The organism is Stenotrophomonas sp. SBJS02 (assembly GCF_020428325.2).
Taxonomy (GTDB): Bacteria; Pseudomonadota; Gammaproteobacteria; order Xanthomonadales; family Xanthomonadaceae; genus Stenotrophomonas; species Stenotrophomonas africana.
Genome location: NZ_CP109812.1, coordinates 2,506,186 through 2,521,380, shown reverse-complemented (window position 1 = coordinate 2,521,380; position 15,195 = coordinate 2,506,186). Strand labels below are relative to the sequence as shown.

General features: G+C 61.2%; 14 protein-coding genes. 6 read left to right on the top strand and 8 right to left on the bottom strand.

What is annotated here, in order from left to right:
- Positions 1–285 precede the first annotated feature (285 nt).
- Positions 286–1,032, bottom strand: coding sequence for a Pycsar system effector family protein (locus FQS62_RS11760; RefSeq protein WP_126412175.1), 747 nt, complete (start codon positions 1,030–1,032; stop codon positions 286–288).
- 597 nt (positions 1,033–1,629) lie between these two features.
- Positions 1,630–3,162, bottom strand: a complete 1,533-nt coding sequence (locus FQS62_RS11755; protein ID WP_043033494.1) for an adenylate/guanylate cyclase domain-containing protein — start codon at positions 3,160–3,162, stop codon at positions 1,630–1,632.
- 133 nt (positions 3,163–3,295) lie between these two features.
- Between FQS62_RS11755 and FQS62_RS11750 the strand changes: the two genes are divergently transcribed.
- Positions 3,296–4,216 carry a TIR domain-containing protein gene (locus FQS62_RS11750; protein WP_088428977.1) on the top strand — a complete coding sequence of 307 codons (921 nt, stop codon included), beginning with the start codon at positions 3,296–3,298 and terminating at the stop codon, positions 4,214–4,216.
- A 2-nt stretch (positions 4,217–4,218) separates the two neighbouring features.
- The gene (locus FQS62_RS11745; protein ID WP_024956864.1) at positions 4,219–4,920 is read left to right on the top strand and encodes an adenylate/guanylate cyclase domain-containing protein; all 702 of its coding nucleotides are present in this window, start codon (positions 4,219–4,221) and stop codon (positions 4,918–4,920) included.
- A gap of 168 nt (positions 4,921–5,088) precedes the next feature.
- Here FQS62_RS11745 and FQS62_RS11740 read toward each other — a convergent pair whose 3' ends face one another.
- The gene (locus FQS62_RS11740) at positions 5,089–7,053 is read right to left on the bottom strand and encodes an AAA family ATPase (protein WP_049402765.1); all 1,965 of its coding nucleotides are present in this window, start codon (positions 7,051–7,053) and stop codon (positions 5,089–5,091) included.
- Positions 7,054–7,154: 101 nt separating this feature from the next.
- On the bottom strand, positions 7,155–8,231 hold the full coding sequence (locus tag FQS62_RS11735; protein WP_049401586.1) for a site-specific integrase: 1,077 nt from the start codon (positions 8,229–8,231) through the stop codon (positions 7,155–7,157).
- A gap of 104 nt (positions 8,232–8,335) precedes the next feature.
- Here FQS62_RS11735 and FQS62_RS11730 point away from each other — a divergent pair, with 104 nt between their 5' ends.
- The 3 genes from FQS62_RS11730 (at position 8,336) to FQS62_RS11720 (ending at position 11,328) form a co-directional block, all read left to right on the top strand.
- Positions 8,336–9,310, top strand: coding sequence for a DNA-binding protein (locus FQS62_RS11730; RefSeq protein ID WP_049402764.1), 975 nt, complete (start codon positions 8,336–8,338; stop codon positions 9,308–9,310).
- A 149-nt stretch (positions 9,311–9,459) separates the two neighbouring features.
- Positions 9,460–10,065 (top strand): hypothetical protein, encoded by a 606-nt coding sequence (locus FQS62_RS11725; RefSeq protein ID WP_033836002.1) that lies wholly within the window; start codon positions 9,460–9,462, stop codon positions 10,063–10,065.
- 234 nt (positions 10,066–10,299) lie between these two features.
- The gene (locus tag FQS62_RS11720; protein ID WP_049402763.1) at positions 10,300–11,328 is read left to right on the top strand and encodes a hypothetical protein; all 1,029 of its coding nucleotides are present in this window, start codon (positions 10,300–10,302) and stop codon (positions 11,326–11,328) included.
- Between the two features lie 589 nt (positions 11,329–11,917).
- On the opposite strand, the gene FQS62_RS11715 is transcribed toward FQS62_RS11720, so the two are convergent.
- Both FQS62_RS11715 and FQS62_RS11710 read right to left on the bottom strand, forming a co-directional pair.
- Complete coding sequence (locus FQS62_RS11715) at positions 11,918–12,541, bottom strand: TetR/AcrR family transcriptional regulator (protein ID WP_208043166.1); 624 nt, start codon at positions 12,539–12,541, stop codon at positions 11,918–11,920.
- A gap of 5 nt (positions 12,542–12,546) precedes the next feature.
- A complete protein-coding gene (locus FQS62_RS11710) occupies positions 12,547–12,882 on the bottom strand; it encodes a hypothetical protein (protein ID WP_043033500.1) in 336 nt (111 codons plus the stop codon).
- 26 nt (positions 12,883–12,908) lie between these two features.
- On the opposite strand from FQS62_RS11710, the gene FQS62_RS11705 reads away from it, so the two are divergent.
- Positions 12,909–13,262, top strand: a complete 354-nt coding sequence (locus FQS62_RS11705) for a hypothetical protein (RefSeq protein WP_043033501.1) — start codon at positions 12,909–12,911, stop codon at positions 13,260–13,262.
- Between the two features lie 215 nt (positions 13,263–13,477).
- Here FQS62_RS11705 and FQS62_RS11700 read toward each other — a convergent pair whose 3' ends face one another.
- A complete protein-coding gene (locus FQS62_RS11700) occupies positions 13,478–14,596 on the bottom strand; it encodes an NADH:flavin oxidoreductase/NADH oxidase (protein ID WP_049402762.1) in 1,119 nt (372 codons plus the stop codon).
- A gap of 52 nt (positions 14,597–14,648) precedes the next feature.
- Entirely contained in the window at positions 14,649–15,176 is a 528-nt protein-coding gene (locus FQS62_RS11695) for an SRPBCC family protein (RefSeq protein ID WP_223224789.1), read from the bottom strand.
- Positions 15,177–15,195: the final 19 nt, after the last annotated feature.

Genomic DNA, 15,195 nt, shown 5'->3' with positions numbered 1-15,195 from the left:
TCGCAAGCCTCTCAGGGCAAACTGCGACGCTCGCAGAAGAGTACGTCCGGCGAGCCCCGCCCCAGATTGACACCGTCTATCGTCGTGAGTTTGCTGCACGTCTAGGCTGGCATCCCCTTCCGAAAGGGAGCTAACTGCGACGTGCGTGTGATAGCCGATGGCCAAACTCCGGCAATGGCCAGCACCGTTTCTCACCTTGGGCCGACTTGGGCCGGAAGGCCCGGCCCTGTCAGCGCTGCCCGGGGCTCCGGCTCAACAACTGGATGAGCAGAAGCCACTTGTGTGTCACTTTGCCGGCGGAGGCAGCACAACGATGAGTGCCATCCATGGGGCGATTGCCAGAACAGTGGCAATGTACGCGTACTTCAAACAGCTGAATTTTGACGAGAGAATCTTGGAATTGCGCCAACATTGACCCAGGAGGTCTTCCTCGAACTCCATCAGCGTACGCTCCGCGCACTTCTGCAAGAACTCGTGCTCGGCCATGCTCGACACCCGTTCAAAGAAGATGAGCGAATTTGACCCGCCTCGCAGTTCCGGAAAATATCCGTACCACAGGTGCCAGAAGCTAACAGTAAGCGGTGTAAGGAACAAAACGCCCGCAACCGAGATCAGGGCCGTTAGTTCATCAAGTTTCGGCAGCCGCGTCGCGATCATGGCAAGCATGCCCAGGTTGATACCCAGGCCGACCGAGAGTTTTGTGTCTACACGGGAGAAGAAGCCCAAGACCAAATTCAGCTGCTGCCAAGCGGCACTAACGCGGTCGCTTTGATTTGGCGGGTGGCCGCCAGAATTTTGAGGTTCTTGCACGGGGTGAGTTCTCTGTCTTGAGGGATACGGTTTGTGTTCGTTTGATGGCAGATCGAAGACCGCAGATGTCCAGCGTTCCGCAGCAGCGCGCTCCTGCAGCCGCACAATCCTCAAGGAAAGCTGTGTCGGCCAGCGCACATCGGTGCTGTTCCAAGATGAAAGTGACCAGGGCCGCAGCGTGGTCGCCACATGCAGTGATCGCACCGTCAGGATCGCGGCCACATGGGCAGACTGGGGGTCTCCCGACCAAGGTTTCAGTGCGCGTCGACACCCGAGCAAGGAGTAGTTTGCCGTGCCAGAGCTCGAGCCTCCGCTTCTGAGGGCGCGAATCCTTGCGGACCATGAACTGCCCCGCGAGCACATCTGCCTTGAATGCCGGACCCAGTCGTTCGGCTGCCTGCTCAGCATTGGCCTGATGCTGCGCAGCACGACCGTGCGCGCGGCCGTTCTCCGCTCCAGGAAAGACCCGGCGGGCGTTCGCGCCGATCTGGTAGGTCAGGTACTGGTAGACCGTGGCCCACCAATGCCTCGCTGCTGCTTCGTCTTGGATCCGGCTCGGATTGTCTTCTCCCCAGCCGAGGCAGAAGCTACGGTCACCGTTGATATGCCGATCGGGACAGAACCCCGGCAGCATGCCGGGGTCGGCGATCTCGCGCACTGAGACGTGCTCGCCTGCAACGGAGACGAGCAATCTAAATGCGTACTCGGCTCCGCCGGCCCGAACCACTGTGATCCCAACCAGCCCCCCGACAGGGTCTACGATCAACGTGGCACCGTAGTCCGGTGCCACGCGCTGCAGCAGCTCCAAAGGCCTTGGCGTCACGTCGCGGCCACATGAGGACGGATCGGCTGCGCGAGCGCAGGAGCCACTGCGGGTGCCACTTCAGCGTAGTGTGCCTCCAGTGTTGCCTTCGCCACGCGGTCCCCGGATGCGGCGAGTTCCTCCACCGCTGCGGCATAGTCTAGGTTCGCCGCCTTTCGCTTGTCGGTAAAGACGGTCCGTATCGCGGCGCTGGCGGCCTTGTAGGCATTTTCACCAATGGCCGTCTCCACACCGTCGCAGAGTCGTTGTTGGGCTTCAGATTCCAACACCGCTCGCCCCGTGGCACACCGCAGAAGGCTCCCCTTCATGCCCAGGCGGGAAATGGCAAGGGGGCCAAGTTCGAAGCCAATGGCCAATCCCAGCTCTGCCACTTCCGCGCCTTCGGCGCTCAGTTGCTCCAGGGCAGTGGAGAAACTGCTGCGCAATGCACCCGCGCACTGGGCAGCGGTGCTGACCGTGTCCTGCGCATCTGTCGTCTGTGACGTGCCCTCCAGCAGCACCCCATGAAGGCAGTCGCCAATAAAACGGACACGACGCCCTCCAAAATCCTCGTGTACGACCGCATCCAGCTCAGAGCGCAATACGTGCAGTGTTCGAACCAGATGTTCGGGATCCTCCTCTAAGTGCTTGTCCACGAAGTCGGTGAATCCGTCAATGTCGGCATAGATCGAAACGCCATCAAATCGCCTTGAGTTCGCCGCGCTGAGCAGGGAGAAGTCCAGATCAGAAAGCGGAGGCGTCGGTCGACTGAACTTGAATTCGCCGATAGGGAGCTCGGCCTGTTCATCTTTCCAGAGTTCGATGATGCGCGACTTGGAAATGCCGAGTGCAGCGGCCTCGACGCATGCGGAAATCTGAGCATCGGTCAGCGAAGTGGTGCGGTCCTTGTTGCCGGTCAAGGTAGGCAGTTCAAGCACGGCACGTGCGCCGTGCGTCAGGTAGATGCCTTCAGCCCCTCCATGCCCGGCACACTTGGCCGCCTGATTGGCTGGGGAGCCTAAGAAAAGAGGTTCTCGGCTGGCGCGACGACCATTGTTGACGGCCAACGCCATCCCGCTGTCAATGCCGACACGAACCTGGGCATTGGGGATGTGCGCGTCCGAGTCGCCCGTTTCAGCCAGCACATCGATGGCGAGCTGGGCGATCGCAACCGCGCGCTCGATCCGGGCGCGTTCGTTGGCATCGCCGTACGGCTTGGTCACAACCGCATGCAGCCGCTGGTTGTGAAAGTCCACACGGATGGCATCACTTTCAACGAGGATGCGATGGACGGCGCGGTAGTGCTGATTCAGGAATCGAAGGGCCCGCTTGTGGCAGGTTTCGCCTTCGATGTCAGTGCAGCTAAGCATGTCCGCCAGATTGACGATGTCGATGTAGACATGCGCCCCTTGGACGCGATAGGCGCGATTGACTGGAATATCCACCAGCGAGGTTTCCCGCTTGTAATCGCGGATGTCCACGTCGCGGACTTCGGCGTAACGGGTGGCAATGCGCTTCTTGGTGCGATCTTTTTTCCAGCTGTGTCCCATCGTGCTACTCCCTGCGCCCAAGAGGAGGCCAGGCCGGGCGGGTCGCGTCGCCTACGGCGTGGCTGGCAGCCGGATTCATTCCAGCTCCTTTGGGCGTATATTGGGACCCAGTTCACACTTTCAAGGGGGCAGTATGGGGACTGGGATCGTCGAGCGCCTCGCGGCGGATGATGGCAGGCGACTGATCGCCGCCTTGGCTGAGTTCCGCCTGCTGGCCGGCTTGGACGCGGCCGCAGCCCAGCTGGCACAGGCCGGGGAATTGCTCGACGTGGGGACAGGGCAGGCCTTTATCACTCAGGGCGCCCCAGAGACCGACGTTTTCTTCATTGTCTCCGGCTCCGTGGACGTGCTGGTCAACGGCAAAGTGGTTAATACCCGAAGGGCTGGGGACCACGTCGGCGAAATGGCAGCCATCGAACCGGCGCAACTGCGGGCGGCAACTGTTACTGCACGCGAGCCGACCGTAGTGCTAAAGGTGCCGGAAATCGATTTCAGCAGGATTGCGGATTCACACCCCGTCATCTGGCGGCGGCTGGCCGCGACCCTTTCGCGCCGTCTAAAAGAGCGCAATCACATGATTACCCAACCTCGCGGACAGGTCCGGGTCTTTGTGATGTCGTCGGTGGAGGCGCTCCCTGTCACGCGGTTGCTGGTACAGCACTTCGAGCACGACCCGTTCCTGACGGTGGTATGGGACCACGGGGTGTTCCGCGCCGCCAACTACACACTTGACGAGCTCGAGCGCCAGCTGGAACAGGCAGACTTTGCCATTGCCGTGGCCCACGCGGATGACATGGTCATCAGCCGCGGTGACGAGTGGCCTGTCATGCGCGACAACGTCGTCTTTGAACTGGGTATGTTCATTGGATTCCTGGGGCGTCGGCGCGCCTTCTTGATGGAGCCGCGCGAAGACAAGCTGAAGCTTCCCAGTGATCTCACGGGGCTCACGACCGTCCCCTACCGATACACCCCTGGCCCGGACGCCCGGGCTTTGATTGCACCGGCATGCGAACAAATTCGCTCCCGCATTCTCGAAGCTGGGCCGAGGGACTGACGGTGGCACTGCTGGAAGAGATGACGGCCGCCGTGCAGGCGATAGCACAAACCCGATGGTCTACACGGAGAGGTCAAGTTGTACCCGATCCAGAAGATCTGCGATTGGGCAATGACGCAGTGGAGTTTGATCGTGCCACTGTTTTGTACGCGGACCTGAACGGCTCAACGAATATGGTCGACACCGAAGCCTGGCAGTTGAGTGCAGAGATCTACAAAGCGTTCCTGCACTGTGCAGCGACGATCATCAGGAAAGAGGGCGGCAAGATCACCTCCTACGACGGAGATCGTGTCATGGGCATCTGGGTGGGTGACCGGCAAGCCACGCCGGCGGCTAAGGCCGGGTTGAAAATCAACTATGCGGTCAAGATGATCGTCATGCCAGCGTTGAAACAGCAGTACCCCGACTGGACAGGTACCGTGAGGCATGTCGTCGGAATCGACAGCAGCCCAATCCGAGCTGCTCGCACGGGTATTCGAGGCGGCAACGACATCGTCTGGGTTGGACGCGCGGCCAATCATGCGGCCAAGCTCACGGACCTGGACCTTGCCCCGTCAACCTGGATTACCGATGAGGTGTTCATCCGGTTGGCTGATGAGTTGAAGTACGGTGGAACGCCGCCGACTCTGATGTGGGAGGCGTTCCGCTGGAACCGGCAGGGTGGTCGCCGCATTCACGGATCAGACTGGGCTTGGCGCGTCTAAAGCGCCCTCTGCGGACCCGGCATTCGCAGGGCCAGCATGGCAGGGAAAGGGCGCACTGTTAGAGGCCGATTTCATGGCGCGGGAGTCAGGCAGCCGAGTCCTGCCCTCCGATGAGTGCGCGCCGGGAGAGGAACCCGCTGCCATTGCGGAGCTCTGGCAGAGGTTCATCTACGCACCGGCCCCTAGCGCCGCATTGATCTCAGCGAAGGCCTTCTCAAAGCGCTCCAGCGTTTCATTGATGGCCGTAGTTTCCGCGGCCAGCACGTGCTGATTCTGGATGAGCCAGTTGGCGGGAGTGAAATGATCCAGGGGCGGAACGGAAGCCCCCATGACATTAAACAGTGCTTCGGCCTGTTTGACCTGGCGCGTCAGGGCACCGTCTTGGCTGAACTGCCGGGCGGAAATTTGCCCTTTTCCCTTCAGACCGTAGGCACCGTTGAGGATGTCGGCGAAGACGGCGGGTGCGAAGAAGTCCTCAATGTCGCTCTCCGCCTTTCCGGTGAAATCCGTGGCTACCAAGACGCCGGAAGTCTTCATGATCTGAGACTCCCTCAGCCGCTGCACCTTGCCTTTATCGCCATTGCCGTAGTCACACAAGGCGACCATGTGGATGCCCTTGCCAGAGAAGAGCGAGGCGAACGATTGCACTTTGTCTATGCCGCCTGTGGGGCAGATCACCCACCGGCTGTCCAAGCCTTGGCGCTTGCGTTGCTTGAGCGCGTGCGATGCCGCCTGAAGATAGAGCACATCCGAAGGTCCTTCGACCAACAGGGTATGCGCTCCCACAAACAGGCTTTGGGTAACCTCGTAACCGAGATGGGCCTGAAGGGGGAACAGCGTGTCCTGATCGACGCTCAGGACGTCCGCGGAGACCTGTGTGCCCTTAACGGTGGGGCGGCGACGCTGGTCGTAGGTGACAACGTCCTCGACGACGCGAACGTCCGCAAGACGATCGGCCGGCACCATAAAGGGCGAGTGGGTGCTGTAGATGACCTGGGGGTCGGGGAGTAGACGCTCAATGATGTAGCGGAGCAGATCAGCTTGCGCCTTTCCATGTAGCGTCAATCCAGGCTCATCCAGAAGGATGATCGCACCGGGGTTCCTCTTTCGCATCTGCTTGAACTGCGACAGGAAGGAGAAGAACCAGACGAATCCGGCGCTGCGCTCAGACAGGGGCACCGAAACCTTGTGGTTGTCATTCCGAATGCGGATTTTGGCAACAGTCCCGCTATTGAAGGGGGCGGGATCCTCGGAGAGGCCTTGGGCAAGCGCTATCTCTACACTGAGCGCGTCGTTCTGACTCCAAAACTCGAAGATCTCATCGGTAATTTCATTGGAGGCGGCTTGGCAACGTGCGTTGAGCTCTTCCAGGCGTGTGCTGGACTGCAATTCGCTGACCGACGTCCCGGCGTACTCGAGGAAGTCGAGGAAAATCTGGTCACCCGGGGAGATCGTCGCGCCGCTTTGGGTGTCACGAGACAGCTTGTCCAGCGATATCTCCCCGGACATGCGATCAAAGTGAGAGGTATAGAAGAACGCCGGCATCCTTTTCTGCAGGATATCGATGGCCGCCAGCACTGGTTTCCCCTTGCGGAAGCCGCTGATGGACCGCTTGACCGCCTGCAATTGGTCAGACGGCTCGGGGTGCGCATCTATCTCGACCACGAGTCGATCCAGCAATATCTTGGAAAACTTCTCCCGCTCCTCGCCTGCCACACCGTGCTGGTCGAGCAGAAACGCGCGCACCACGTTGGGATCGACGTGAATGCTCCAAGTGCTGTGGCCACTGTAATCTGTCGTTACGTCAACGGTCGTACTACTTAACGCGCCGGCACCCAGGACGTCGGCGACCGCCTTTTGGTCTTCGTGGCTGAGCTCCCAGGTCAGGGTGGCAACCGGTGCGGGTTCGTCGTCGTGGCGTTCCTCATACCGCGTGAGGAAGCGGCGGGGGTAATCGTGCACCGTGTCGTAAGCAAACTGGTCGGCGATGGGACGGGTACCAAACAACGCCGTCAGAATTGCAGTCTTGCCCGCCTCGTTCTTACCGACCAAGCAGGTCAGCTCTCCGACATCGAACGTTCCGGAATCCTCTGCAGAACGGAAGTTTCGGATCCGTGCCTTGACTAGCTTCATGCTGCCCCCTGATTCCTGCCGTGGATGGTGCGCGTCTTGTGCAGGATAGGGCCCGAGCGGGGCACATTCAACGCGCACTGCTGGCCGCTCGGGCCGGAGGCTCAGTCCTCATCCATCAGGCGCGCGGCGGGGTTGCTGCCGACGCCGCCCTGCTGGAAATATCCGATCACGCTGGCCACGGAGCGGTGATCGGTCATCGCCATCAGCGCCGGCAGGGCCACCCCACGCCGCGCACCTTCGGTAACAAAGCCCGAGCGCAGGCTGTGGCCGGCAAAGTCCCCGTCCAGACCGGCCAACCGCGCCCGGTCCTTAACGATGGCGGCGACCGCCTTGCCGCTGAGCGCGCCGCCCAATGACCGTGGCCAGACGCGCCGGAACAGGGGGCCGTCGGTAATCTCGGCCATGTCCAGCCAGTCCTGCAGTGCGGTGGCTGCCTCTCCCAGGATGGGCTTGTCGGGGCTGCTGCCAACCACTGGCCCGGACTGCAAGGTTTTTCCGTGATCCAAGCGATAGGTGTAGCCGCCTTCGGGCAGTCGGGTGAGGTGATTCACCGTCGCCTCGGCGACTTCGCTGCGGCGGCGCCCGCCGCTAGCAAAGGCAAAGTAGAGCAGGGCGCGATCGCGCTTCCCCTTGAGCGAGGTGTCGCAGGTGGCCGCCATTGCGCGCAGATCTGCGGCTGACAGCGCGGTCTTCTTGGCCGGGCGCTCGCCTCGTTTGTGAGAAGCCCTGCGCCCCTTGGACAGTAGGGTCCTCACGGCGCGATCCTCGCAAGGGTTGTCTTGGCGGGCCTGCTTGTGGGCCGCCGACAAGACCGCCACCCGGTGGACCAGGCTGGAGAACGCCAGCGGCCCAGGCTTCTTCTTCAGGCCCGCATGCACCAAGGCACTATCCAAGTCTGCAGGCAGATCCCAACGAAGCCCCAAATCGCCTGAGCGCCCCATGTGATCCACGATGAACTGAACCACTGCCGCCGGGGGGACGGGTAGGGCGATGGGCCTGCCATAGCGCCCTTCGAACCAGCCCGCCCAATAGCGCAGGGCGCCGGCGTAGCTGCGAATGGTGTTAGGCGCTTCGGCCTCCTGCAGGATGTCTCGCACCGCTTCTGCGGCGGAAGTGGCCAGCCGCTCCGGAACCAGCCCCGAAACGAGTTCCCCTGACGCAGCAGTGATATTATTCATATGTACTATGTATTGTGCACTATGATTAGGTTGAGCTACATCTGATAAATATGCCTTATCAGACATGGCCTGCCAATTCTCACCGTTCCGCAGAAGGACACCCAATGGCCAAGGGCATCAGCGAACTGGATGTGCACCAGGCAGCGGACGACATCATCGCCGCCGGCGAACGTCCCACCGTCGAGCGAATCCGAGCCCACTTGGGCACCGGCTCGCCCAACACCGTCACGCGTTGGCTGGAGACCTGGTGGCAGACCGTAGGCTTTCGCCTGCGCCAGCGCGCCATTGAGGCGGCGGTTCCAGGCATCCCAGAGCGGGTAGCTCACCTGAGCCAGCGTTTGTGGCAGGCCGCGCTGCAGGATGCCGGCGAGCTCGCTCAGACCCAGCTGGAGTCGACCAGGCACGCACTGGAGGAACGCGAGCGCCTGCTGGAGGAGGACCGGGTGGCCCTGACGCTGGCGATTGAGGCCAGCCAGAAGCGCGAAAGGGAGGCTCAGGTCCAGACTCAGGCCGCCGCCACCACCGCGGAGCAGTTGGCGGCACAGGTCTCCCAGATGACGGCACAAGTACAAGACCTGCTGCGCCAACGCGATGGAGCCTATGGACGGGCGGAGCGACTCGAGCAGGAACTGGATGCCGTACGCCGCAGTCTGGGCGAGGCCGCGGCCGCTCACGAAGAAGAGAGGAGGGCGCTCCAGGCGCACGTCAGGGCAGTGGAGGATCGTGCCCATACGGAGGTTGACCGGCATCGCCAGGCGTTGCGGTCAGCCGAGCAGGAGTGGGGGCGGGAGCGCATGGCCTTGGCCACCTCATTGCGAGAGAGCGAGCAACAAGCCATTGCTGCTGCCAACCGCGAGCAACAGGCATTGCGCCGACTGGAAGGCGTGAACGCGCGGGCTGATGGCTTGGAGGCGCAGCTGACGTCACTGAAGGAAACCACTCGGCAAGTTACCGAGGCACTCCGACAAGGGAGAGCGAACACGGCAACGCCAAGCAGGCAAAGCAAGCCACGCCGCACCGCGCCCAGAAGAGTGGGCGAGCCGACACAAGAACCCAATAGCAGGAAATCTAAGACTTGAGGCCATCCATTCGATCAAGGCTTCTTTCCCCGAAAGACTTGGAGGACGTACACGCCCCCCCCCAAAGTTCATCCTCGACCGCGCCCGAGAGCACGGCGCGACAGGCCCCGTACGAACGGTAGAAACCAGCACGCCGGAGGAGGAACGCCATGAAGCAGGGAAGAACTGACAGAGATTGGGCGGTGGTCGCTGTGATGACCTTTGCCGCAGGAGCCGTCTTGACTTGGGCACTCATGAGCAAGCCGAGTCCCAAATCCGCCACGTTAGCGCTTGACTGGCCGGCGTGGGTGCAAGCGATCGGCAGCATCGCAGCCATCATCGCCGCGGGACTGATCCCCCTTTGGCACGCCAGAGTCAGGAGACGGGAGGTCACACAGTCCCTCATAGAGCTGATTTCCTATGCGCGATTTCCAGCGACACTGATGCTGGCGCAGTTCGAGGGAGGATTCGGCGGCCCCCGGCTGATCTTGGCGCATCTGACCCAGCTTCATAAGGCTTTCGATTCAGTCAACTATGTTGACGTGCCGAACCGATCCTTGGCGATTGCGCTGCAGCAATCAGCAACGGCTGTGAGTGCACTTAAGGAGATCCAGGAACTCTTTCTGAGAAAAGAAGAGATGAAAAAGGGGCGGGGGAGCGAGATCGTTAAAAAGTACCTGCTCATGCTCGATAGAGCCGTCGAAGAAGCAATCAAGGCAACCGGTCAGCGGCCTCGAGACTTCAACTACGACACAATCGTGCTGCCTAATGAATAGCCCATGCAAATGCTGTTCGTTACAACTACGCGGTAATAGTCACAAACCTCTCTCTAGTAATCCACTGCCGAGGGCTATCCGGCAAATCGTGCGGAGTCGGAGGGAGTAGCTGGCGTCTGAACGGGGGAACTCGCCTGGCGATGTAGCAGGGGCCTGGTGCACTGGACTGTAACAGAGCAGTTTCACTGTCACCGCGCCTTGTTACGGTAAAGAACCTCCGTTACATTCGCTGCTATGAACGACCTCGACGCCGCAGCCCGCTATCTTCAGGGTCTACTACCCGACATGGTCGGTGAGCTCGAGCCCTGGCCCAGCTCCAAGACGCGCGGCTTACCCCACTTCCTCGCCACCCTATTCGGCCTGGCCGAGCTTGACCTGCTCGGCCACAGGGTGCTGCTGGCCACCGTCCCGGCGCAGACGGAACCGTTGCCACCTTTGCGGCTGATCGCGCAGGTGCATCGATTGGCGGAAAAGGCCGGCTTGAGGGTCATTCTCGTGCTCTCCGGCGTTTCGCCCTACATTCGCTCCAAGCTCATCGAGTCTCGGGTGGATTTCGTTGTGCCTGGTAGCCAACTGTTCGCTCCGAGCTTCCTGATGAGCTTACGCGAGCGCGATTCGTCTCCAAGGGTGCTCACATCCGCTGGGGAGCGGTTGAGCCATCCGGCACAAGCGGTTCTGATCGCGGCCCTGTTGCGGCCCGACTTGGAGGAGCGCGGCATCCCTGGCAGCGTCCCGTGGGTGCCGCTCGACCTGGCGCGCGAGGCAGGCTACTCACGCATGACTGCCTCGCGGGTCGCCCGTGAACTGGTGGCGGCTAACCTCGTCAGCGCCCAGCGCGAGGGGCGGGAGACGAAGCTACGGTTCTTGAAAGCGCGCCGCTCCTTGTGGGCGGTCGCGCTGCCGCGGCTGCGCTCGCCGGTGCTGCGCACCACTTGCATCGGCAAAAGTGGCTTGGACATGCTGCTGGCCGATCATTGTCGTGCTGCGGGAGAAACCGGCCTGTCCGTTCTCACCGAACTGGCGGCGCCATCGCGTCCGATCGCTGCGATCGGACGAGACTGCTTCCGTCGGCATCCGGAGCCGGAATGGTTTCCCGTGGCCGGCGAGGGCTATGCAGACGTGCAGCATTGGGCGTACTCCACCCGCCTGGGTGGCGCGGGCACCGTCGTGGACCCGTTGTCGCTGTACCTGTCCTTGCAGGGACAGGGCGACCCGAGGCTGAACGGCGCGCTGCGGGACCTGCTCGATGAGGTCTTCGTCTGATCGCAGGCGCGCGGGAGCTCGGCGAGTGGTGCCTGAACTCCGGTACCAGTCCGCGGTCATCGGGGCCGTTGCGCTGGCCGTCGTAACGCAGGAAGCGAAGCGGCAAGTGGGGCCACGAAGGATCTGGAACGTGGTGCTGAGCGTGGAGGCGCTGACGCTTGCGTTCGGCCAGCGGTTCTCGGGGGGATATCGAGGCAGCGGCTACGAGGTGCGCCAGCCCTCGGACCGACACTCAACGTTCTATCGCTTCCGGCGGCCTGCGCCCAGAAACTGCAGGAGTGGCCGACGGGTCGTTTCGACCTGATCGTCTGCAGCGGGATGGACGACTAACCCGGGCCGGATGCCCTGCTCGAACTGCGTGACGGTGCGCATGGGGCGACGAAGGACGGTAGCCTGCTGGTGGCTTGCCAATGGCTGCCCATCCTTCAAGTAGCAATGCCTTGGGCGCATGCGCTGGCTAGGATTGTGCCGCGCTGAATCTGCTTCTGGCCGGCAGACGATCACCCTCGAAGTCGCAGGGCTAGGACAACTGATCTCAATCATGGAGGGATAGATGTGGCCTAACCCTTAACAACTCCGTGAGGGCGGCTTACATCGCATCCACAGTGATGCCATGAAGGATCATTGAAGCATGCTGGGACGCAAGTTTGTCCAGCGCAGGTGCATGCGGACTCGAGGTCCCGAACAGCTCGTGGAACAGCACACCCATTACGATCGGAGCCGTGATTGAAAAGGCCATGAGATTTGAGTCGCCGGCGCGGACGGTCCCCTTGGCCTGCGCCCGCTCGACAGCGCTTGCCACCAGCCGGATCATGCGAGATGCAACTTCGTCATGCCAGATCCTCGCAAGCTCAGGAAACATTCGGCTCTCCGATAGCACCATTCGCAATGCTGCAGACAAGCGGGCATCGCCACCTGATGAGACCGCTCGCTGGAGGAGCGTCGGGATTAGCTCCTCAATCGACCCGTCGAAGGTCGCCTGTGCCGTCTCAAGGCCTTCCAGATTTGTGGAGATCAACTGGCGCGCTGCGGCTCGAAACAGCTCTTCCTTGGTTTCAAAGTAGAGGTAGATCGTGCCCTTCGCGACTCGTGCGCGCTTCGCGATATCAGAGAGCTTTGCGGCAGCAAAGCCGTTCTCAAGGAAAACATCTACCGCAGCGTCTACAATCTCGAGCGGCCGCGCCTCCTTGCGACGACTCCACTTAGGTTGCATCTCGCTCACGTGCTCAATCTCTTGCCCATGCGGGAATCCCAATAGCGCTGCAGCTCGTCTAGGGACTGCGTTGGCTGTGCCAATCCCACCCAAGTGTCAGGCCGCAGAACGTAGACAGCGTCCTGCTGACGTCCAGCGCGGCCATGTTCTTCGTGCCAGGTAAACTCGCGAAGAGCCATGCCGCGGCTGTCGCACCAGCCCTTTAGTTCAGTACTGGCTCGTCCATAGACATGGACCTGCCAGCCGATTTGCTCTGAGATCGCGTAGTTGTCCTCACCACGCGTCTTCACCCAGGGCAGGCGATCGCCGCCTTCAATCTTTCCAGCCTTGCCCTGGCTCAAGGGGCTATGCGATCTACAGCATCATCATGATCAACGTTGTCTTCCACGTGATCCCGCTGATTCTCGGGGTCGGCTACGGCGCGGGAACGCTAACTGCGATCATCATCTTCATCCCCCTCTGCGCTTGGATGATCTACACATCCTTTGGCGCGGGTCGTATGAGCTATCGAGCACTAGCCCTTTTGGTTGGTGCGGGAGTGTTGTTCCATGCCCTACTCACTATTCCGATGATTCTCCTGCTGCAAGGTGCAATCTCAGAGACGTCCGTAGTCATGATTCAGGTAGCCAACCCCTTTGTGCTGATGGTCATCTTGTCGGCGGCGGAGCGCTCGCGCTTGAGCATGCCGGCAAGGCAGCGTCGGCCAAGTGCCTCTCGCTAGCTCGAGTCTTCTTCGGCGCCTAGTCAGACCTCCCATCCCGTCTCGCTCACGCAGCCGCTTCGGTGACCCCTGGCGGACAAGGCGGAGCAACTTTAATGGTGCCTGTCCCCGCCTGTGTTGAGGCGGGGTAGCAGCTTGCAATGGCGTTAGGGATTCTCGATGGGAGCCAGATCATTTGCCCCTATTGCTCGATGGAGGAGGGGGCTGGCTCGCTCCTATTGAGCCGACGCCTTGCCCGGGCCTTTGTATCTGCTCAGCCAATAGCTGTAAGGCGTGGGTAGCACGCTGGCTGGGAGCTCCTGGCCAAGCGCAATGGCCATTTGGTACGGATAGTGCGGATTGGATAGGTGGGCCCGCCCGATCATCACTAGGTCAACCTGACAGTCCGCTACAACGCGCTCGGCAGTCTGTGGATCATCGATGCACCAACCTGTGGCCACCGGAAGCCCAGTTTCATTAGCAAATCGCTCAGCAAGGGGTGCCAGGAACGCCTGTGTACCCCATGGGACGCGGCCACCAAGAGCACTGAAGCCAATGCTCACGTTGAGCAGATCAAGCCCCAACTCTCGCATTTCTTTGCCAATCTCAATGGAGTCGACCAGTGCTTGGCCATCGCGCGAGTTGTACTCCACAACTCCAAAGCGCGCGGTCAGCGGCAGATGCTCGGGCCAAACCTTACGGACGGCCGCCAATGTCTCCAGCAGGAAGCGTGCTCTGTTCTCCGCACTGCCACCGTAGCGATCCTCCCGCTTGTTGCTGTCGGGGCTGAAGAAGCTCTGCGCCAGATAGCCATGAGCGAAGTGAAGCTCCAGCCATTCAAATCCTGCAGCAAGCGCACGCTTGGCTGCAGCGACGAAATCCGCTTGAACGCGATGAATGTCCTCAACCGTCATCTCGTTGGGAACTCTATCGAGCGAGCCGCCAAAGGCGATCGGCGAGGGACCAAGGATCGCCCATCCTGCGGGATCATCGGCTGCGATGTGGTCATCGCCTTGCCATGGCCGATTTGCACTAGCCTTGCGCCCTGCGTGGCCGATCTGGATGCCAGCTACGGCACCGCCTTGCTTGATGGCAGAAGCGATGGCTGCCATTCCTGGAATTTGCTCATCACCCCACAGGCCAGCACATCCCGGGGTGATGCGTCCTTCCGGAGACACGGCGGTAGCCTCGACAATCACGAGCCCAGCGCCTCCGCGCGCAAGCGCGGCATAGTGGCTGAGATGCCAATCGTTGATACGGCCGTCCTCCGCACTGTACTGGCACATGGGCGGCACCGCGATACGATTCTTAAGAGTGACACCTTTGAGCTCGAATGGGCTAAACAGGGCAGACATAAACGGGGCTTTGGGGAGAGCAAGAGGAGCAAGCACGGGGATTTACTCCGGCTTAGGACGTTGACTTGGCGGCTCGAGCTGCTTCCACCAGGCCGTCCAGCCAATCCTGGTGACCATTGATCATTGGATTCGGCTTGGCCAGACGCAGGGCTTCTGCAGGCTGTCCCTTCTGCGTCTCCTGCGTGAGGATCCGCACTCGGCCACCATCAAGGTCTTCGACAATCCACGCATGATGAACGTCAAGTCGATCGGCAGACCCGGGCTCACCGGCCCAGCCATGCCAAGCGATCCGGCCCGGACCCTCGGAGGTAGGAGCCTCATGCTCGACGCATTGAGCCTCCACGGGGAAGCCAAAGGTTTCAAAGTAGAATCGATCCCCGTTTCGCAACAGAGGGCCGGCGCCATCGTGGAAGCGCACATTGGCTGAATTTCCGTAGTAGGTCGGCCACAGACGTGGCTCTTCAAGCAACGGCCAAACATCAGCTGCGGCAAGGCCGAGGACGATCAGCTCATTCGAGACAAAGTTTTCGGTGTAACCAGGAAGGTAGCCTTCCGGCCAACGAATGCCGTTCATTTTCATCATATGCTCCTTAGGGCTA